At 73.9% G+C, this 18,147-nt stretch carries 17 protein-coding genes and 1 pseudogene; 12 read left to right on the top strand and 6 right to left on the bottom strand.

Annotation, left to right across the window (positions count from 1 at the left end):
- Nucleotides 1-2 precede the first annotated feature (2 nt).
- Nucleotides 3-1,025: an ADP-ribosylglycohydrolase family protein gene (locus tag KUM39_RS19795; RefSeq protein ID WP_217787089.1), complete on the top strand. Its 1,023-nt coding sequence runs from the start codon at nt 3-5 to the stop codon at nt 1,023-1,025.
- A 4-nt stretch (nt 1,026-1,029) separates the two neighbouring features.
- Nucleotides 1,030-1,779, top strand: coding sequence for a nucleotidyltransferase domain-containing protein (locus KUM39_RS19790; RefSeq protein WP_217787069.1), 750 nt, complete (start codon nt 1,030-1,032; stop codon nt 1,777-1,779).
- Here KUM39_RS19790 and KUM39_RS19785 read toward each other — a convergent pair.
- Together KUM39_RS19785 and KUM39_RS19780 are read right to left on the bottom strand one after the other, a co-directional pair.
- Nucleotides 1,711-2,490: pseudogene (locus KUM39_RS19785) on the bottom strand (nucleotidyltransferase domain-containing protein); the annotation flags it as partial. The gene KUM39_RS19790 and the pseudogene KUM39_RS19785 overlap by 69 nt on opposite strands.
- Before the next feature lie 21 nt (nt 2,491-2,511).
- Nucleotides 2,512-2,976, bottom strand: a complete 465-nt coding sequence (locus KUM39_RS19780; RefSeq protein ID WP_217787067.1) for a Rieske (2Fe-2S) protein — start codon at nt 2,974-2,976, stop codon at nt 2,512-2,514.
- 197 nt (nt 2,977-3,173) lie between these two features.
- On the opposite strand from KUM39_RS19780, the gene aroH reads away from it, so the two are divergent.
- The 5 genes from aroH (at nt 3,174) to der (ending at nt 7,790) form a co-directional block, all read left to right on the top strand.
- Nucleotides 3,174-3,536, top strand: coding sequence for a chorismate mutase (gene aroH, locus KUM39_RS19775; RefSeq protein WP_217787066.1), 363 nt, complete (start codon nt 3,174-3,176; stop codon nt 3,534-3,536).
- Nucleotides 3,533-4,627 carry a prephenate dehydrogenase gene (locus tag KUM39_RS19770; RefSeq protein ID WP_217787065.1) on the top strand — a complete coding sequence of 365 codons (1,095 nt, stop codon included), beginning with the start codon at nt 3,533-3,535 and terminating at the stop codon, nt 4,625-4,627. The genes aroH and KUM39_RS19770 overlap by 4 nt, the downstream gene beginning before the upstream one ends.
- Before the next feature lie 231 nt (nt 4,628-4,858).
- Entirely contained in the window at nt 4,859-5,548 is a 690-nt protein-coding gene (gene cmk, locus KUM39_RS19765) for a (d)CMP kinase (protein WP_217787064.1), read from the top strand.
- A gap of 86 nt (nt 5,549-5,634) precedes the next feature.
- Nucleotides 5,635-6,237, top strand: coding sequence for a lysophospholipid acyltransferase family protein (locus tag KUM39_RS19760; protein ID WP_217787088.1), 603 nt, complete (start codon nt 5,635-5,637; stop codon nt 6,235-6,237).
- A gap of 62 nt (nt 6,238-6,299) precedes the next feature.
- A complete protein-coding gene (der, locus tag KUM39_RS19755) occupies nt 6,300-7,790 on the top strand; it encodes a ribosome biogenesis GTPase Der (RefSeq protein ID WP_217787063.1) in 1,491 nt (496 codons plus the stop codon).
- Nucleotides 7,791-7,870: 80 nt separating this feature from the next.
- Here the strand turns inward: der and KUM39_RS19750 are convergent, their stop codons facing one another.
- The gene (locus KUM39_RS19750; protein WP_217787062.1) at nt 7,871-8,254 is read right to left on the bottom strand and encodes a hypothetical protein; all 384 of its coding nucleotides are present in this window, start codon (nt 8,252-8,254) and stop codon (nt 7,871-7,873) included.
- A gap of 104 nt (nt 8,255-8,358) precedes the next feature.
- A complete protein-coding gene (locus tag KUM39_RS19745; RefSeq protein WP_217787061.1) occupies nt 8,359-9,144 on the bottom strand; it encodes a DUF8842 C-terminal domain-containing protein in 786 nt (261 codons plus the stop codon).
- Between the two features lie 545 nt (nt 9,145-9,689).
- On the opposite strand from KUM39_RS19745, the gene KUM39_RS19740 reads away from it, so the two are divergent.
- The 3 genes from KUM39_RS19740 to KUM39_RS19730 all read left to right on the top strand — a co-directional run bounded on the left by KUM39_RS19740 (nt 9,690) and on the right by KUM39_RS19730 (nt 12,043).
- Nucleotides 9,690-10,412 carry a LysM peptidoglycan-binding domain-containing protein gene (locus tag KUM39_RS19740; protein WP_217787060.1) on the top strand — a complete coding sequence of 241 codons (723 nt, stop codon included), beginning with the start codon at nt 9,690-9,692 and terminating at the stop codon, nt 10,410-10,412.
- An 86-nt stretch (nt 10,413-10,498) separates the two neighbouring features.
- Entirely contained in the window at nt 10,499-11,506 is a 1,008-nt protein-coding gene (locus tag KUM39_RS19735) for a helix-turn-helix transcriptional regulator (protein WP_217787059.1), read from the top strand.
- Nucleotides 11,507-11,827: 321 nt separating this feature from the next.
- Nucleotides 11,828-12,043, top strand: a complete 216-nt coding sequence (locus tag KUM39_RS19730; protein ID WP_217787058.1) for an I78 family peptidase inhibitor — start codon at nt 11,828-11,830, stop codon at nt 12,041-12,043.
- Nucleotides 12,044-12,153: 110 nt separating this feature from the next.
- On the opposite strand, the gene KUM39_RS19725 is transcribed toward KUM39_RS19730, so the two are convergent.
- Together KUM39_RS19725 and KUM39_RS19720 are read right to left on the bottom strand one after the other, a co-directional pair.
- On the bottom strand, nt 12,154-13,158 hold the full coding sequence (locus tag KUM39_RS19725) for a phosphatase PAP2 family protein (RefSeq protein ID WP_217787057.1): 1,005 nt from the start codon (nt 13,156-13,158) through the stop codon (nt 12,154-12,156).
- 238 nt (nt 13,159-13,396) lie between these two features.
- Nucleotides 13,397-14,665 carry a glycosyltransferase family 39 protein gene (locus KUM39_RS19720; RefSeq protein ID WP_217787056.1) on the bottom strand — a complete coding sequence of 423 codons (1,269 nt, stop codon included), beginning with the start codon at nt 14,663-14,665 and terminating at the stop codon, nt 13,397-13,399.
- Nucleotides 14,666-14,934: 269 nt separating this feature from the next.
- Here KUM39_RS19720 and KUM39_RS19715 point away from each other — a divergent pair, with 269 nt between their 5' ends.
- On the top strand, nt 14,935-16,812 hold the full coding sequence (locus KUM39_RS19715; protein WP_217787055.1) for an MFS transporter: 1,878 nt from the start codon (nt 14,935-14,937) through the stop codon (nt 16,810-16,812).
- A gap of 112 nt (nt 16,813-16,924) precedes the next feature.
- Nucleotides 16,925-18,115 (top strand): acyl-CoA dehydrogenase family protein, encoded by a 1,191-nt coding sequence (locus tag KUM39_RS19710; protein ID WP_217787054.1) that lies wholly within the window; start codon nt 16,925-16,927, stop codon nt 18,113-18,115.
- Nucleotides 18,116-18,147: the final 32 nt, after the last annotated feature.

Genomic DNA, 18,147 nt, shown 5'->3' with positions numbered 1-18,147 from the left:
GCATGACCACCGCCCGGCCGGGCAAGCGCGCCGCCACCGGATCGCTGACCGGACTCGCCCTCGGGGACGCCCTCGGCTTCCCCACCGAGTTCAACGACGTGCCCTCCATCCTCGCCACGTGCGGGCCCTGGCGGGAGATGGAGCTGCCCCAGCGTGCGTTCGTCTCCGACGACACACAGATGACGCTCTCCGTGGGGCGGGCCCTCGCCACCGCCATGAGCAGGGGGTATCTCGCACCGAAGCGCCTGGAGAGGCCGTTGCGCGAGGAGTTCGTGGAGTGGTTCCTCTCGCCCGACAACAACCGCGCACCCGGCCGGACCTGCCTCACCGCCTGCGAACTGCTCAAGGCGGAAGGCCGGGACTGGCGGGACGCCAGCCGGATCGACTCCAAGGGCTGCGGCGCCAACATGCGCGTCGCGCCCGTCGGGCTCGTCCCCGGACTGAGCCCCGAACAGCGGTCCGGCGCCGCCCAGTCGCAGGCCGCGTTCACCCACGGCCACCCCACCGCGCTGGCCGCCTCCGACCTCACCGCGCACGCCGTACGGCTGCTCGCCGACGGGGCCGACCCGGCCGGACTCGTCGGACGGCTGCGCTCCTACGCGTTCGAGCACCGCACCCGCTACGACCACACCTGGCTCGGTGACCTGTGGACCCGCGCCCAGGACCCCACGCCGGAGCACTTCGCCGCGCGCGGCTGGGACGAGTGCCTGGAGATCCTGGGCCGCCTGGAGCACGCCGTACGCACCGCCTCACCGGAACTCGACCCGTGTCTGGCCACCGGCGCGGGCTGGACCGCCGAGGAGGCGCTCGCCACCGGGCTGCTCTGCTTCCTGCAGTTCCCCGACGAACCCGTCACCGCGCTCCGCCGGGCCGCCTGTTCCTCCGGCGACTCCGACTCCATCGCCTGCCTCACCGGCGCGTTCGCGGGCGCCTGGCTCGGCGCCGGGGCGTGGCCCGCCGCCTGGGCGGAACGGATCGAGTACCGAACGGACCTGTCGGCGCTCGGAGTGCTCTGGGACGCTTGACGGCATGATCGACACCCTGGACCTGGACCTGGCACCGGTGATCGCCGAACAGCCCGACCCGCTGCTGTTCGCCACCGTCTCCGGAGCCCATCTGTACGGATTCCCCTCCGAGGACTCCGACCTGGACCTGCGCGGCGCCCACCTGCTGCCGACCGCCGACCTGACCGGGCTGCGCGAGCCGGAGGAGACCCGCAGCCGGGTCTGGGTGCGCCACGGCGTCGAGATGGACCTCGTCACCCACGACGTCCGCAAGTTCGTCCGGCTGATGCTCCGCCGCAACGGCCACGTACTGGAGCAGCTGCTCTCCCCGCTGGTCGCGCACACCGGCGAGGCGCACCGCGAACTCGCCGCGCTCGCCCCCGGCGTGCTCACCGTCCACCACGCCCACCACTACCGGGGGTTCGCCGCCACCCAGTGGCGGCTCTTCGAGAGGACCGGCGAACTCAAGCCGCTGCTCTACACGTTCCGGGTGCTGCTCACTGGCATCCACCTGATGCGCTCCGGCGAGGTGCAGCCCCATCTGCCCACCCTGCTCGACCGGTTGACCGCGCCCGCCTACCTCCCCGAGCTGATCGCCGCCAAGGCAGGGCGCGAGCACGGACGCGCCGTCATCGACCCCCGGCGCGCCGAGGCCGACGTGGAGCGGCTGCACACGGTGCTGGACGCGGCCCAGGCCGCCTCGCCCCTGCCCGACACCCCCACCGCGCGGGACGCCCTGCACGACTTCGTGGTGCGGATACGGCGGGGACGCTGACCCCGCCCGGTCCGGCGGACCGGGTCAGCGCTCCCGCACCGACGCCCGCCGGGCCCGTACCAGGAAGTCCTCTACCCGCGCCCGGTCGGGTTCGTCCGGCAGCGGGGTGCGGTCGAGCGCCGTGTCCGCCTCGGCGGCGAGCCGGGTCATCCGGGACTCCACCTCCGGCCACGGCACCTCGCCCCGCTTCACCGCGAGCAGCGCCTCGCGGCTCTCCCCGACCCCGATCCGCAGCTCCCCGGTGCGCAGCAGGTCACGGGCGCTCTCCAGCAGCCGCAGCAGATGCATGGCGTGCTTCCAGCGCGGGACACCGGTGGTGCGGACGTCCGCGTCCAGTCTGCGGCGCTGGGCGACCGCGTACCGGATGAACGTGGTGTGCACCCGGCGGGAGAGGAACGCGCCGCGCAGCGCGAGGAGTTCGCGGCCGGTGTCGGTCACCCGTTCCACCAGCGGGGAGTGCAGGCACTCCAGGATGTTCGGGTTGGCCCGCAGCGCCAGCGCGCAGAACCGCTCCAGTTCCCAGGAGAACTCCTCCTCGCCCGGCCCCTCCACATGCTCCGGCGGCTTCTCGAAGCGCCAGAACAGGGGAGCGGGGGCGAGGAAGACACCCCGGCGGTCGGTGTCGCTGCCCTCCGTGGCCAGGCCGAAGGCCCGCGACCCCATGACACAGGAGTAGACGGTGTGGTCGCGTACGATGTCCTCGGGCCGCATGCCGGGAGCGTACGCGGGCGCTCAGAGGAGGCGGACGGAATTTCCCTCCACCGTGATCGTCCTGGCGGGGAGCGGCCTGGTCGCCGGACCGTGCTCCACCGCACCGTCCGTCGCGCTGAACCGGCTGCCGTGGCACGGGCAGTCGATGGTGCCGTCCGCGACCTTGTCCACCAGGCAGCCCTGGTGCGTGCAGACCGCGGAGAAGGCCTTGAACTCGCCCTTCGCGGGCTGCGTCACCACGACCTTCTCGTCCTTGAACACCTTGCCGCCGCCCACCGGGATGTCGGCGGTCGCCCCGAGGTCGGTGCCCTTGCCCGAGGACGTGGCGGGAGGTGCGGCGGAGGACGCTGCGGAGGGCGTGCCGGAGGACGTGCCGGGGGGCGTGGAACTGCCCCCGCCTCCGCCGCCGTTGTTGGTGCCGCAGGAGACGGCGAGCGCCGCGGCGCCGGTGGCGAGGGCCGCGCGACGGGTCGTGCTGTAGGTCATGTCGTCACTCCCGGAACGTGCGCGAAAGCGCGGAAAAGGGCGGATAAGCCCGCGATCCGGCACATGGTCGCATCCGGGGCGCCCCCGGTCTCGCAACGCGGGCGGCGCGCGCCCGTCCCGCGCGGGCTGACTAGGCTGGACGGACCAGCAGCAGCGGAACAGCAGTCCGCGCAACCGAGTCAGCGAGGAGCAGCGCCGTGGCGGTACGAGCGGTCCGGGGAGCCGTCCAACTGGAACGGGACGAGGCCGGTCACATGGACGAGCGGGTGGGTGCGCTGCTCACCGCCGTACTGGAGCGCAACGCGCTCACCCCGGACGACCTGATCAGCATCTGGTTCACCGCCACCCCCGATCTGCACAGCGACTTCCCGGCCGCCGCCGCCCGCAAGCTCGGCATCGTGGACGTGCCCCTGATCTGCGCCCAGGAACTCGACATCGAGGGCGCCATGCCCCGCGCCGTCCGGGTCCTCGCGCACGTGGAGTCCGACCGGCCGCGCGCCGACATCGCCCATGTCTACCTCGGTGCCGCCGCCGCCCTGCGCAAGGACATCGCCCAGTGAGGACCGCACTCGTCATCGGCACCGGTCTGATCGGCACCTCCGCCGCGCTGGCCCTGACCTCGCGCGGGGTCACCGTCCACCTGGACGACCACGACCCCGAGCAGGCCAGGACCGCCGCCGCGCTGGGCGCGGGCACCGGGGCGCCGCCCGAGGGGCCGGTGGACCTCGCCGTGATCGCCGCGCCGCCCGCGCACGTGGCCGCCGTCCTCGCGGACGCGATGGAACGCGGACTGGCCCGCGGCTACCTCGACGTGGCCAGCGTCAAGGGCGGCCCGCGCCGCGAACTGGAGGCACGCGGCCTCGACCCGGCCCTGCTCTCCCTGTACCTCGGCACGCACCCCATGTCCGGCCGGGAGAAGTCCGGCCCGCTGGCCGCCACCGCCGACCTCTTCGAGGGCCGCCCCTGGGTGCTCACCCCGACCCGGGACACCGACACCGAGGTGCTGAACCTCGCCCTGGAACTCGTCTCGCACTGCCGGGCCGTCCCCGTCGTCATGGACGCCGTCGCCCACGACCGTGCCGTCGCCCTCGTCTCCCACATGCCCCAGCTGGTGTCCAGCATGGTCGCCGCCCGCCTGGAGCACGCCGAGGAGGCCGCCGTACGGCTGTGCGGGCAGGGCATCCGGGACGTGACCCGGATCGCCGCCTCCGACCCGCGGATGTGGATCGACATCCTCTCCGCCAACCCCGGCCCGGTCGCGGACATCCTCGCGGATCTCTCCGCCGACCTCGACGAGACGGTCCGCGCCCTCCGCGCGCTCCAGTCCGCCGACCAGGACGAGCGCCGTACCGGCGGCCAGGGCGTCGCCGACGTGCTCCGGCGCGGCAACGCGGGCCAGGTGCGGGTGCCCGGCAAGCACGGCAGCGCCCCGCGCGCGTACGAGGCCGTCGTCGTCCTCATCGACGACCAGCCCGGCCAGCTCGCCCGGATCTTCGCGGACGCCGACCGCGCCGGGATCAACGTCGAGGACGTACGCATCGAGCACGCCGCCGGACAGCAGGCGGGCCTGGTGCAGCTGGTGGTCGAGCCGAAGGCCGCCCCGCTCCTGAAGGAGGCGCTGCGCGAGCGGGGCTGGGCGCTGCGGCAGTAGGAGGGGGCACGGCGCGGCGGCACGGGTCGCCCCGGCGGGCGGGTGCGGGGCGTGCCGGGTGGCCGGGTGCGGGGTGTGCCGAGGTACGCGGTGTGCCGGGGGAGCGGGGTGTGCCGGGGTGCGGGGTGGCCGGGGAGGACTGCCGTCCTTCCGGGTCACCCGAACCCAGTAACCTTGTGCGGGGCGCACTCGCTCCCCGCACCCCGCACCGCACCAGGAAGGTGTCCCCCCGTGGAAAACGGCGCCCCGACCGCCAAGCCCGTCGTCGTAGCGATCGACGGCCCCTCCGGCACGGGCAAGTCGAGCACGTCCAGGGCCGTCGCCGCCCACCTGGGGCTGAGCTACCTGGACACCGGCGCCCAGTACCGCGCCATCACCTGGTGGATGGTGGCCAACGGCATCGACCTCACCGACCCGACCGCCATAGCGGCCGTGGCGGGCAAGCCGGAGATCGTCTCCGGCACCGACCCGTCCGCCCCGGCGATCTCCGTGGACGGCGTGGACGTCGCCGCCCCGATCCGCACCCAGGAGGTCACCTCCAAGGTCAGCGCGGTCAGCGCGGTCCCCGAGGTGCGCACCCGGATCACCGAGCTCCAGCGCACCATCGCCGCCGGAGCCGGTGGCATCGTCGTCGAGGGCCGGGACATCGGTACGACCGTGCTGCCGGACGCCGATCTGAAGATCTTCCTCACCGCCTCCCCGGAGGCCCGCGCCGCCCGCCGCAGCGGCGAGCTGAAGGGTGCCGACGTCAACGCCACCCGTGAGGCGCTGATCCGGCGGGACGCCGCCGACTCCAGCCGCAAGACCTCCCCGCTGGCCAAGGCCGGTGACGCGGTCGAGGTGGACACCACCGAGCTGACCCTCGCCCAGGTGATCGAGTGTGTCGTCACCCTGGTCGAGGAGAAGCGGGCCGGTAAGTGACCCCCGCCCCCGCCCGGACGACCGCCGGGGCCGAGCTGCCCTCCGAGCGGGGCGCCGAGGTCGGGCGGCGCATCGGCGTCGGTCTGATGTACGGCCTGTGGCGACCGCGGGTGCTCGGCGCCTGGAAGGTGCCCGCGAGCGGCCCGGTCATCCTCGCGGTGAACCATTCCCACAACATAGACGGCCCGATGGTCATGGGCGTGGCGCCCCGGCCCACCCACTTCCTGATCAAGAAGGAGGCGTTCACCGGCCCGCTGGACGCCTTCCTCACCGGGATCGGCCAGATCGAGGTGGACCGCACCGCCGCCGACCGCACCGCGATCACCCGCGCGCTCGGCACCCTGGAGCAGGGCGGTGTGCTGGGCATCTTCCCCGAGGGCACCCGCGGTGAGGGCGACTTCGCCGCGCTGCGCGCCGGGCTCGCCTACTTCGCGGTGCGCAGCGGCGCGCCGGTCGTGCCGGTCGCCGTCCTGGGCAGCGCCGGGGAGGGCGGGCGGCTGGTGAAGGCACTGCCTCCGCTGCGCTCCCGGATCGACGTGGTCTTCGGCGACCCGTTCGACGCGGGCGACGGCAGCGGACGGCGGACGCGGGCCGCGCTGGACGAGGCGACGGCGCGCATCCGGAAGCAGCTCACCGACCACCTGGAAAACGCCAGGCGCCTGACCGGGCGCCGGGCCACACTCGAGTAGTGGACCTTCCCCACTGGGAACGCTCCACCGATCACCACGATGAACGACGAGGTACGCACGTCATGAACGACCACATCGAGCCCGGCGGCTCGGCCGACCACGAGTACGAGCACGGGGCCCTCGGCGACGCCGAGTACGCGGAGTTCATGGAGCTGGCCGCCGAGGAGGGCTTCGACGCGGAGGACGTCGAGGGTGCCATCGAGGCGGCCGGTCACGGCCCGCTGCCCGTCCTCGCCGTCGTCGGCCGCCCCAACGTCGGCAAGTCCACGCTGGTGAACCGCATCATCGGCCGCCGTGAGGCCGTGGTCGAGGACAAGCCCGGCGTCACCCGTGACCGCGTCACCTACGAGGCCGAGTGGGCGGGCCGCCGCTTCAAGGTCGTGGACACCGGAGGCTGGGAGCAGGACGTCCTCGGCATCGACGCCTCGGTCGCCGCGCAGGCCGAGTACGCCATCGAGGCGGCCGACGCGGTCGTCTTCGTGGTGGACGCCAAGGTCGGCGCCACCGACACCGACGAGGCCGTGGTCCGGCTGCTCCGCAAGGCGGGCAAGCCGGTCGTGCTGTGCGCCAACAAGGTGGACGGCCCGAGCGGCGAGGCCGACGCGACGTATCTGTGGGCCCTCGGCCTCGGTGAGCCGCACCCCGTCTCCGCGCTGCACGGGCGCGGCACCGGCGACATGCTGGACTCCGTCCTGGAGGCGCTGCCCGAGGCGCCCGAGCAGTCCTTCGGCACCGCGGTCGGCGGACCCCGCCGGATCGCGCTCATCGGCCGCCCGAACGTCGGCAAGTCCTCGCTGCTGAACAAGGTGGCCGGTGAGGAGCGCGTCGTCGTCAACGAGATGGCCGGCACCACCCGCGACCCGGTGGACGAGCTGATCGAACTCGGCGGTGTCACCTGGAAGTTCGTGGACACCGCGGGCATCCGCAAGCGGGTCCACCTCCAGCAGGGCGCCGACTACTACGCCTCGCTGCGCACCGCCGCCGCCGTGGAGAAGGCCGAGGTGGCGGTCATCCTGCTGGACGCCTCGGAGAACATCTCGGTGCAGGACCAGCGGATCGTCACGATGGCCGTCGATGCGGGCCGCGCGGTCGTCCTCGCCTTCAACAAGTGGGACACCCTCGACGAGGAGCGCCGCTACTACCTGGAGCGGGAGATCGAGACCGAGCTGGCCCAGGTCGCCTGGGCTCCCCGGGTCAACGTCTCGGCGCGTACCGGGCGGCACATGGAGAAGCTGGTCCCGGCCATCGAGACCGCGCTGGACGGCTGGGAGACCCGGGTCCCGACCGGCCGTCTGAACGCCTTCCTCGGTGAGCTGGTCTCGGCCCACCCGCACCCGGTCCGGGGCGGCAAGCAGCCCCGCATCCTGTTCGGAACCCAGGCGGGCACCAAGCCGCCCCGGTTCGTGCTGTTCGCCTCCGGCTTCATCGAGGCGGGCTACCGGCGCTTCATCGAGCGCCGGCTGCGCGAGGAGTTCGGCTTCGCGGGCACCCCGATCCACATCTCGGTCCGGGTCCGCGAGAAGCGCGGCGCGAAGGGCGCCAAGAAGAAGTAGCCGTCGTACGGCGTGCGGGGCGGCCTCCGGTCAACGGGGGCCGCCCCGCCGTGTGTTCGGGGTGTTCGGTGCGCGGCGGTTCAGGCGCCCCGGCGGGGTGCGGGCGGGAGTGCCGCCGGGACGTAGTGCGAACCGGACTCCGACGGCCGCCCCAGCGTGCCCACCCGTTGCCACTGCGGCTGCTGCTGGCCGCCGTTGCGGGCGCTGTACGCCCCCGCGCTGTAGGCGCTGTAGGAGTTCGCGCGGTACGACCCCGTGCTGTGCGGGGCGCTGCCGAAGGCGCTGAACTCCAGTTCCTCCTCGCCGCTGCGGTCGCCCGGCAGCGTACGGAAGGTCTTGCCCCACTCCGCGTAGAGCGTGTCGAAGATCGGCGTGGCCGAGGTCGCGCCCGGCCCCTCCTGGCCCGCGCGCGCGGACGGGACGGAGGGGTAGGCGGACCGGCGGGGGGTGTCGTATGGGTGCACACCTCTCCAAACGACCGGGGCCGCAAAGGGATGCGCGGGACCCCCGCCGGGCACGGCCCGCCGGGGGAGGGGGTGCGGCGGGCCGTGGCCGCGGCGCGGTGGGATCAGGTGCCCGCGAGCGGCAGCGCCGCCGCGACCAGCTTGCCACCGGCCGCCGCCTTGTCGATGGCGTCCCGCAGCAGGTCCTCGCGCGGCTGGCGGCCGACCGAGCCGACGGGGGCCGCGAACATCAGCACCTGCTGGTGCTTGTTGGCGGCGGCCCGCCAGCCGTCGGTGACCTGGAGCGGCTGGTGCGCCTGCCACCAGGCCACCGGCTGGCCGCCGTTGGCGGCGGGCTGGAGCACCGCGTGCAGCTGGCCGACCGCCAGCAGCACCGACCAGCCGTGCAGCACCGGCGGCACCGAGGCCAGCTCGGTCAGCGGCATGAAGCCCTGCTCGATGAGGAGGGGCAGGAAGTCGTCGCCGATGCCGGTGGAGCCGGGGCGCACGATGGGCGCGGTCGGCTCGACCACCAGCGCGGGGTGCAACTCGCCCTCGATCAGCACCAGTCCGCTGGTGACCCCGAGCACGGCCTGCTCGGGCGCGGCGCCCGCCGGGCCCCCCTCGCCCCCGATGTCGCCGCCGATGGAGCGGACGGCGCCGCGCAGCTGCTCGTCGGTGACCTGGACGACCTGGGAGGGCAGGCACCCGGCGTGGGCGAAGGCGAGGACGGCGGTCTCGTCGCCGACGAACAGGACGGTGCTGGTGCGTTCCTGCCCGGAGTCGCCCGGAGTGCGGCAGGAGGTGCAGTCGTAGCTGCCCGGAGCGTTCTCTCCGGCGAGCAGCCGGTCGGCTTCTTCGTCGCCGATCTCGGCGCGTACGGCGTCGCTGACGTCGAGCATGCGCGGCACGGTGGCTCCCTCGGGATGCGGTGCGTGGCGGGGGCCGGGCGGGTCCCGGTCCAGAGCCCGAGAACGTCGCGGGCTCATGAAGAGGACAACGGGCGTGCTGTGGTGGTGGTCACGCCCTCGGGGGAACGGAATCGAACCAACCAGCGCACAGGGTCACCGCGCGTCCGGAATTCACCACTCTCCGTCAATCACCTGCGGAGTCAAGGAACTTGAACGGGTGAACCGCGTCACAGTCCACGTCACCTCTTGACCGAAAAAACGTGACATCAGGTGATGAAAGGGCTGGCCGGAATTGGTTGTTACCTAGGGTAACCATGAACTGGCCTGGCAAGAAGGGGAGTTGGTTGCGGCCGGGCACATCTCCTCCATACATTCCTCCGCCGTGTGCACAGAGCACCGCCCAGGGACGTCCGCCGTCCGGCACCGGCAGCACCACCGCCGGTCCGGCGGAGGCGGACGGGGTGGGCACGGGAGGCCGCGCGACCGCGTGGTGGACCGCGTCCCGCTCGCAGGGGGAACCCCCGGGTACGTCGAGAAGGAGTTACATGTCCGAGTGTGCCGATACCAGCCGTGACACCGTCCGCCGTGACAGCGCCCGCAAGGGCCGTACGGCGGCCGTCCTCGCCGGAGCCGCACTGCTGGCCCCGCTGGGACTGCTCGCCGCGACCGGCGACGCCGCCGCCGCGGACAATGGGGTCTGGGACCGCATCGCCCAGTGCGAGAGCGGCGGCAACTGGCACATCAACACCGGCAACGGCTACTACGGCGGGCTCCAGTTCTCCGCCGGTACCTGGCGCGCGTACGGCGGCACCGCCTACGCCCCGACCGCCGACCGGGCCTCCCGGAGCGCGCAGATCGCCGTCGCCACCAAGGTCCAGGGCGCCCAGGGCTGGGGTGCCTGGCCGGTCTGCTCGGGGCGCGCCGGAGCCGCCGGTTCCGCTCCCGAGACCGCCTCGGTCCACCACGGCTCCACCGGCGGCGCGCCGACGACGAAGTCGGCGCCCAGGTCCGAGTCCCGGCCCGCGCCCGCCCCGCGCCACCGGGCGCCCTCGCCCGAGGCCCGGCGCTCCCCGGCCCCGGCACCCGCCCCGGCGCACCAGCGCCCCCTCGCCACACCGGGTGCCAACTACACCGTGCGCCACGGCGACACCCTGAGCACCATCGCCCAGCGCCACGGCACCACCTGGCAGCGTGTCTACGCCGCCAACAAGGCCGTCATCGGGGGCGATCCCGACCTGATCGTGCCCGGCCAGCGCCTCGCCGTCTGAGGCGGGCAGCCGCAGGGCAGCCGCCGTCCCACCGGGGCGGCGGCTGCCCGCGTCCCGCCCCCGGACCGCCTGGCAGACTCGGCGCCATGCTGGAGACCTCGGCCCGACTGCTCCGCCTGCTCTCGCTGCTCCAGGCCCACCGCGAGTGGTCCGGCGCGGAACTCGCCGCGAGCCTCGGCGTCACCGCCCGCACCGTCCGCCGGGACGTGGACCGGCTGCGCGGACTGGGCTACCCGGTGCACGCCAGTCCCGGCACCGGCGGCGGCTACCAACTGGGCGCGGGCGCCGAACTCCCGCCGCTGCTGCTGGACGACGACGAGGCGGTGGCCGTCGCCGTCGGCCTGCGCACCGCCGCCGGACAGGGCATCGAGGGCATCGGCGAGACCTCGGTGCGCGCCCTCGCCAAGCTGGAACAGGTGCTCCCCGACCGGCTGCGCCGCCGGGTGGGCGCCCTCACCGCCTACACGGTGCCCATGCTGCGCCCCGGCCCGCCCGCCTCCGCCGTCGATCCCGCGCTGCTCACCGAACTCGCCCATCTGTGCCGGGACACCGAGCTGCTGCGCTTCGAGTACCGCACCCACGAGGGCGCGGTGAGCCGCCGTACCGTCGAACCGCACCGCCTGGTCTGCACCGAGCGGCGCTGGTACCTGGTCGCCCGGGACGTGGACCGCGACGACTGGCGCACCTTCCGGGTGGACCGGATGACCCCGAGGCCCCCGCACCGACCCCGGTTCACGCCGCGCACCCCGCCCGCCGAGGACCTGGCCGCCTATGTCTCCGAGGGCGTCTCCACCCGCGTCTACGCCGAACGGTCCGTCGTGCGGCTGCCGGTGCCGCTCGCGGTGGCGGCCGAGCGGGTGTCGCCGTCCGCCGGGACACTGGAGGCCGACGGACCGGACGCCTGCCTGCTGCGCAGCGGGGCGCCCTCCCTGGAGGTGATGGTCGTGCACCTGATGAGCACCGGCCTGCCCTTCCGGGTGCTCCGGCCCCCGGAGCTGCGCGCCGCGGTCCGGGCCGCCCGTGACCGCCTCGACGCGGCGCTCGACGCCTCCGCCGAGATCCCGGACGGCTCCGGCGACACCGGGCGCCCCTGACCGCCCCGATGTGCCGGACCGGTGCAATTCCTATGCGCCGTCAGCTCGCCGCGCGGGGCGGCCCATTCGGTCCGAGAATGCCACTCCGCGTCCGCGGGCACTCGTCGCACGGCCTATTCCGCCCGGTAATTGCGCGGCTGTGCGGGGGCCGCGAAAATTCTGTTCGAATACCCCCGAGAGGTGTACGGAAACCCCCGTACGTGTGATGGAGTTCGGCCGGATCGCGCACCCCGAACCTGTGACACAAGCGTGACGGATGCTCCTGTTCCGCTTCCCCGGTTTCCGCTTCCCCCGGTCCCGGATCGGGCCTAGCGTGGACGTATGGCACCCTTTCCCGCTCCCCAGGAGGAGCCCCAGGACAGTCCGGAGGCGTACGTCGGCCTCGACGCGGAGAGCGCGGAGCGGCGGGCGCGGGAGCGGGGCTGGACCACCGTCCGGCCGCTGCCGCCGGGGACGATCGTCACGATGGAGTACCGGGTCGGCCGCCTCAACTTCGAGGTCCGCGACGGCCGGGTGACCCGCGCCTGGAAGGGCTGACCCGCCCCGCCGCCCCGTACGTACGGCGAAGCCCCGCCCCCTCGTCGAGAGGGGAGCGGGGCTTTCACGGCGTCAGGACCGGGTGCGCACCGGGGTCCTGGAGACAGGCCCTAGGGGCGGGCGGGCTGGGACGTGCCGCGTGGCAGGCGGTCGGTGTGCGGCGGGCGGCGGCTGCCCGCCGGGGCGACCGGGGTGCGCTCGCCGCGTGCCGTGTGCGGGCCGGGCGTCAGGTGGGCCGGGGTGCGGGTGCTCCGGGCGGGCGGCACCGGCTCGCGGGCCGGTTCGGCGGGCACCGGCAGGGGCTTGAGCGCCACCGGGGTGACCGGCAGGGCGGGCACCGGCGCGGTCCGGCCGCGCCGTGCGCGCAGGCGGTCCCGCAGGGTGAACAGGGCGGACTCGGTCCGGGCGATCAGCGGCTCGAACCAGGGCAGCGCCAGCAGGATCAGCAGACCGGCGGCCCAGCCCAGCAGCACGTCGCTCAGCCAGTGCGTACCGAGGTAGACGGTGGTGAGGCCGACGCCGAGCGAGGTGACGGCGGAGAGCGCCGACAGCCAGCGGCGGGCCCGCGGGGTGGAGGCCAGATACGCCAGGATTCCCCAGGTCACGACCGCGTTGGCGGTGTGGCCGCTGGGGAATATATCGCCGCCGAGACCCATCTCGTTGGAGCCGATCACGGTCGCGTAGTGCGGACCGAGGCGCCCCATGCCGAGCTTGGCGGCGCCGACCGTGCAGTTCAGCAGGAGCAGCGAGGTGGCCAGCGTCAGCAGCGGGCGCAGCGTGTGCTGCCGCCAGGAGCGCCAGCCGAGCCAGGCCGCGACCATCACGGCGGTGGGGCCGCGCTGGCCCAGCACCACGTAGTAGTCGAGGAAGGCGTGGATCTGCGGCCACTGCTGGTACGGCCGGAAGAACATGACCTGCCAGTCGAGCCGCACCAGCCAGGAGGTGATCACCACGGCCCACACGATGGCCAGGTAGAAGGCGAGGGTCGCGGCGAACAGCACGACCCGGTGCCTGCTCATCCTGGGCACGTCGAGGTGAGCCGGGCGTTCCGGCTCACGGTCCAGTCTGGTGAACACCCGGTCCAGACTCCGGGTGAGGTTTCGTTCGGTACGCACCCAATCGACGTTACAGGGAGGGCGCTCAGTCACCCGACGAAACAGGGGCTTTGTGATGACGATGTGATGTGGGAAACCTCTCAGGAAGCCCTCGAATTCGGCCTATTAGGCAATCCGACGATGTCGATCGCCACAATTCCCTTTGATCATGCGGGGTGTCGTTCCTATGGCGCGTATAAAGCCGTTCACCGAATCCTGGTGGGGAATTCAGGCGACGCTCACCCGCCCACCGGCCGCGTCACGGCGGACCGCTGCCGTTCAGCCAGAACGCCCCGTAGACCGCCGACGCCACCGCCGCACCGGCCATGACCAGCACGGCCGTTGAGGTCCGCGACCGGGCCAGGGCGCGGGCGAGCGGGAACAGCAGCGGGAACGCGGGCATCAGCAGCCGGGGCTTGGAACCGAAGTAGCTGGACGCGCAGAGCGCCAGCGCCAGCACCACACCCGTATGGACCAGCGGCGCGAGCGGCTGGCCCTGCCGCACACAGGTGACGTACAGCCAGATCACCAGCGCCACGCCGATCACCAGACCGGCGCCCGCCGCGGCGGACGGGAATGACGTGAACTTGTCGGCGGTGAACCGGGCGAAGGCGTACCCGCCGTCGAACCCGTTCCGCCACCCCGCCTGCACCCGCGCGTAGCCGAGAAGGCCCCCGCCGGTGCGACGGCCGACCCAGAGGACGTAACCGGCCGCCCCCAGGGGCGCGATCAGCATCCCGAGGACGCGCCGCCACGCGGGGGCGCGTACGGAGTCCGGGGCTCTCGCGGGGTCCGCCGCGCGCCGGGGCGTACCGCGGTCCCCGCCCGAGCGGGCGCGTACGCCGCCGGACGCGCCGTCCGGCCGGGCCGCGCTCCGGGACCGCCCGAACGAGACCACGCCCGCCGCCCACACCGCCGCGACCACCGCGAGCCCCACCGGCCGGGTCAGCCCGGCGAGCGCCGCCAGCAGACCCGCGCCCACCCAGCGCCCGGTCAGCACCGCGTACAGCGACCAGGCCGCCAGCGCCGTGAACAGCGACTCGCTGTACGCCATCGACTGCACGATCCCGACCGGCAGCACCGCCCAGAGCAGCGCCGCGCACACTCCCGCCCGCCGCCCGTACAGGAACTCCGCCACCGCGAAGATCCCCCCGGCCGCCGCGAGCGAGGCGAGCAGGCTCACCAGGAAACCCGCGTCCCCGAAGGAGAGCGGGGACACCGCGTGCAGCAGCCGCTCCAGCCACGGCAGCAGCGGGAAGAACGCCAGGTCCGAGTGGACGTCACCGTTCGGCAGCCGCACCACGTACCCGTAACCGCCGCTCGCCACCCGCTCGTACCAGAGCGCGTCCCAGCGGCCGGTCAGCAGCGTGTACGGGTCCTTGCCCCGCGCCGCGCTCCAGACGCCGAGCACCAGCAGGCCCAGCGCGCGCACGGCCGCGTACCCGTACAGGGCGGGCAGCGCCCGCCGGAACGGTGAGGGCGGCAGCGGGGCGCGGACGGGGGGCACACGCTTGGCGAGGTCGGTCACGGGCCCGATTATCGACCGGACCGGGAACCGGACCCTCCGCCGGGTCGTGGTCAAGGACGTGCGACGTGGTGTACGCCACACGGGTTGGGTCGCGCGGGTGAGAGCCGCGCCACGTGTGCCCGTGACCGACTCGCGTACATTGGCCAGTCACTCGCGTGGGTCCGCGCGGGCCGGGAGAACAGCACCTCACCGGCACCGCGCCCGCTCCGGCCGGACGACCGGGGGCGCCGCCGATCCGCGTCCGCGAGGACCATCTGAGAGGTACGTACATGACCGGGACGACCACGGCCCCGACCGGGACGAGCCGTCACACGGCCGGTGCCCGTCGCTGGGTCGTCCTCGTCGTCCTCTGCGCCAGCCTGCTGCTCGTCGCCCTCGACGCGACCGTGCTGCACGTCGCGGTCCCCGCCGTCAGCGAGGACCTGAGGCCCGGCGCCTCCCAGCTCCTCTGGATCGTCGATGTCTACCCGCTCGTCTGCGCCTCGCTGCTGATCCTCTTCGGCACCCTCGGCGACCGGGTGGGCCGCAGACGCGTCCTCCTCCTCGGCTACGCCCTGTTCGGTGTCGCCTCCGCCGTCGCCGCCTTCGCGCCGAGCGCCCTGACGCTCATCGGCGCGCGGGCGCTGCTCGGCGTCGGCGGCGCGATGATCATGCCGGCCACCCTGTCGATCCTGCGGGAGGTCTTCCCCGACCGCCGCGAACGCGCCCTCGCCATCGGCATCTGGAGCGCGGTCGCCGCCGTCGGCGCGGCCGTCGGCCCCCTGCTCGGCGGGTTCCTCCTCGAACACTTCTGGTGGGGCTCGGTCTTCCTGATCAACGTCCCGCTGATGCTGCTCAGCCTGCCGGTCGGCCGCCTGCTGCTCCCCGAGTCCTACGGCGCCCGCAACGGCCCGTGGGACGTCGCGGGCGCGCTGATGGCCGCGCTCGGCCTGTTCGGCGTGGTGCTCGGCGTCAAGCGGCTCGGCGGCGGCGAGGGCGCCGACAGCCCCTTCACCCTGGTCCCGCTGCTCCTCGGCGCCCTGCTCCTCCTCCTCTTCGTACGACGGCAACGGCGGCGCCCCAGCCCACTGGTGGACCTGCGGATGTTCCGCCGCGCCGCGTTCAGCACCTCGGTCGGCTGCATCGTGCTGGCCATGCTCGCGCTGGTCGGCCTGGAGCTGATCGCCGCGCAGTATCTGCAACTCGTCCTCGGCCTCTCCCCGCTGGCCACCGGGCTCCGGCTGCTGCCGCTCACCCTCGCCGCGATGGCCGCCGGACTCCTCGGCGCCCGGATGCTGCGCCGCTTCGGCCCGCGCCGCATGGTCTGCGCCGGGTTCTGCCTCACCGCCGTCGCCGTCCTGCTGCTCACCGGCATGGGCGGCACCGACGACGCCCCGCTGCTGCTGTCCGGCTTCGTCCTCCTCGGCTTCGGCCTGGAGACCACGCTGTTCGGGGCGTACGAGTCGATGCTCAGCGAGGCCCCCGCCGGGCAGTCGGGCGGCGCCGCCGCGATCGGCGAGACCTCCTACCAACTCGGCGCCGGGATCGGCATCGCCCTGCTCGGCACGGTGATGAACGCGGCCTACGCGCCCGGTCTCACCGCCGTCCGGGGCGTCCCCGCCCGCGCCTCCGCCGCCGCGAGCCGCTCACTGGGCGAGGCGTACGAAGTGGCCGCCCGCCTCGGCGGCCCCGCCGGAGCGGCCCTGCACCGCGCGGCCCGCGACTCCTTCGTGCACGGCCTCCATGTCACCCTCCTGGTCAGCGCGGGCCTGCTCCTCCTCGGCGCGGTGATCGCCCTGCGCCTGCCCCGCGTCATGAACTGCGGCGAGGAGGGCACCGACCCCGACACCCTGAGCGCCACGACGGCCGAACCCCGCGCCTGCGCCGGAACGAGGACCGGCGGGGAAAGCGCGGCCGGAGCCAGTGGCGGGGCCCGGACAGGAAGCGCGGCCGGAGCCGATGGCGGGGCCCGGGCGGGAAGCGGGACCGGCACGTCCCCCGCCCTCCCCGAGCAGACCGGCACGTCCCCCGCGCTCCCCGAGCAGACCGGCGCCGAACAGGACCTCCCCGCCCGGCCCGCGAGCCCCCCGGCGCCCGAGGACGGCGACCGTGCCGACGCCGGACTGCCCGCGCCTCGGGGCTCGGGCCGCCCCCGCGTCACCGCCTGACCTGCGGCCCACCCCGTCCGGCGGTGGCCCCCGGCCCGGCGACTAGCGCTGCTAGTTTGGGTCCCGGCGCGCCGTCGCCCGGTGCGTGTCCCGTGTTCCGGAGGGTGCCCCCATGTCCGCGTCCGCGAAGCTGCCCCCGTTCGACGCCGCCGATCCGCTCGGCCTCGACGACCTGCTGGACCCGGAGGACCTCGCGGTCCGCGACACCGTCCGCGCCTGGGCCGCCGACCGGGTCCTGCCGCACATCGCGGACTGGTACGAGCGCGGCGAACTCCCCGGGATCCGCGAACTGGCCCGCGAACTCGGCTCGCTGGGCGCTCTCGGCATGTCCCTCACCGGCTACGGCTGCGCGGGCGCGAGCGCCGTGCAGTACGGGCTCGCCTGCCTGGAGCTGGAGGCCGCCGACTCGGGCATCCGCTCGCTGGTCTCGGTGCAGGGCTCCCTCGCCATGTACGCGATCCACCGGTTCGGCAGCGAGGAGCAGAAGCGGGAGTGGCTGCCCCGGATGGCGTCCGGTGAGGTCATCGGCTGCTTCGGCCTGACCGAGCCCGACATCGGCTCCGACCCCGCCTCGATGCGCACCCGCGCCCGCCGGGACGGCTCGGACTGGGTGCTCGACGGGCGCAAGATGTGGATCACCAACGGCTCCGTCGCCGGGGTCGCCGTGGTCTGGGCGCGGACCGAGGAGGGCATCCGGGGTTTCGCCGTCCCCACCGACACCCCCGGTTTCTCCGCCCCGGAGATCAAGCACAAGTGGTCGCTGCGGGCCTCCGTCACCAGCGAACTCGTCCTGGACGGGGTACGGCTGCCCGCCTCCGCCGTGCTGCCGGGGGCCACCGGGCTCGGCGGCCCGCTCGGCTGCCTGTCGCACGCCCGCTACGGCATCGTCTGGGGTTCGATGGGCGCCGCGCGCAGCAGCTTCGAGTCGGCGCTCGGCTACGCGCGGACGCGGGAGCAGTTCGGGCGGCCCATCGGCGGCTTCCAGCTCACCCAGGCCAAACTGGCCGACATGGCGGTCGAACTGCACAAGGGTGTCCTGCTCGCCCACCATCTGGGGCGGCGGATGGACGCCGGACGGCTGCGCCCGGAGCAGATCAGCTTCGGCAAGCTCAACAACGTCCGCGAGGCGATCGAGATCTGCCGGACCGCGCGCACGATCCTCGGCGCCAACGGGATCTCGCTGGAATACCCGGTGATGCGGCACGCGACCAACCTCGAATCGGTGCTCACCTACGAGGGCACCGTCGAGATGCACCAGCTCGTGCTGGGCAAGGCGCTCACCGGGCTCGACGCCTTCCGCTGAGCCCGCTTCCCCGGCGCGGCCCGGAAGAGGGG

This window comes from Streptomyces corallincola (assembly GCF_019104725.1).
GTDB classification, from domain to species: domain Bacteria; phylum Actinomycetota; class Actinomycetes; order Streptomycetales; family Streptomycetaceae; genus Streptomyces; species Streptomyces corallincola.
This window is presented reverse-complemented; position numbering and strand designations above follow the sequence as displayed.

What these genes read in the sequence shown, in the direction of transcription:
- KUM39_RS19780 (WP_217787067.1), bottom strand. Translation starts at nt 2,976, where the DNA reads ATGACCTACAGCACGACCCGTCGCGCGGCCCTCGCCACCGGCGCCGCG.
- KUM39_RS19760 (WP_217787088.1), top strand. Translation starts at nt 5,635, where the DNA reads ATGTACGGCCTGTGGCGACCGCGGGTGCTCGGCGCCTGGAAGGTGCCC.
- KUM39_RS19740 (WP_217787060.1), top strand. Translation starts at nt 9,690, where the DNA reads ATGTCCGAGTGTGCCGATACCAGCCGTGACACCGTCCGCCGTGACAGC.
- der (WP_217787063.1), top strand. Translation starts at nt 6,300, where the DNA reads ATGAACGACCACATCGAGCCCGGCGGCTCGGCCGACCACGAGTACGAG.
- KUM39_RS19715 (WP_217787055.1), top strand. Translation starts at nt 14,935, where the DNA reads ATGACCGGGACGACCACGGCCCCGACCGGGACGAGCCGTCACACGGCC.
- KUM39_RS19730 (WP_217787058.1), top strand. Translation starts at nt 11,828, where the DNA reads ATGGCACCCTTTCCCGCTCCCCAGGAGGAGCCCCAGGACAGTCCGGAG.
- KUM39_RS19790 (WP_217787069.1), top strand. Translation starts at nt 1,030, where the DNA reads ATGATCGACACCCTGGACCTGGACCTGGCACCGGTGATCGCCGAACAG.
- KUM39_RS19710 (WP_217787054.1), top strand. Translation starts at nt 16,925, where the DNA reads ATGTCCGCGTCCGCGAAGCTGCCCCCGTTCGACGCCGCCGATCCGCTC.
- KUM39_RS19735 (WP_217787059.1), top strand. Translation starts at nt 10,499, where the DNA reads ATGCTGGAGACCTCGGCCCGACTGCTCCGCCTGCTCTCGCTGCTCCAG.
- KUM39_RS19795 (WP_217787089.1), top strand. Translation starts at nt 3, where the DNA reads ATGACCACCGCCCGGCCGGGCAAGCGCGCCGCCACCGGATCGCTGACC.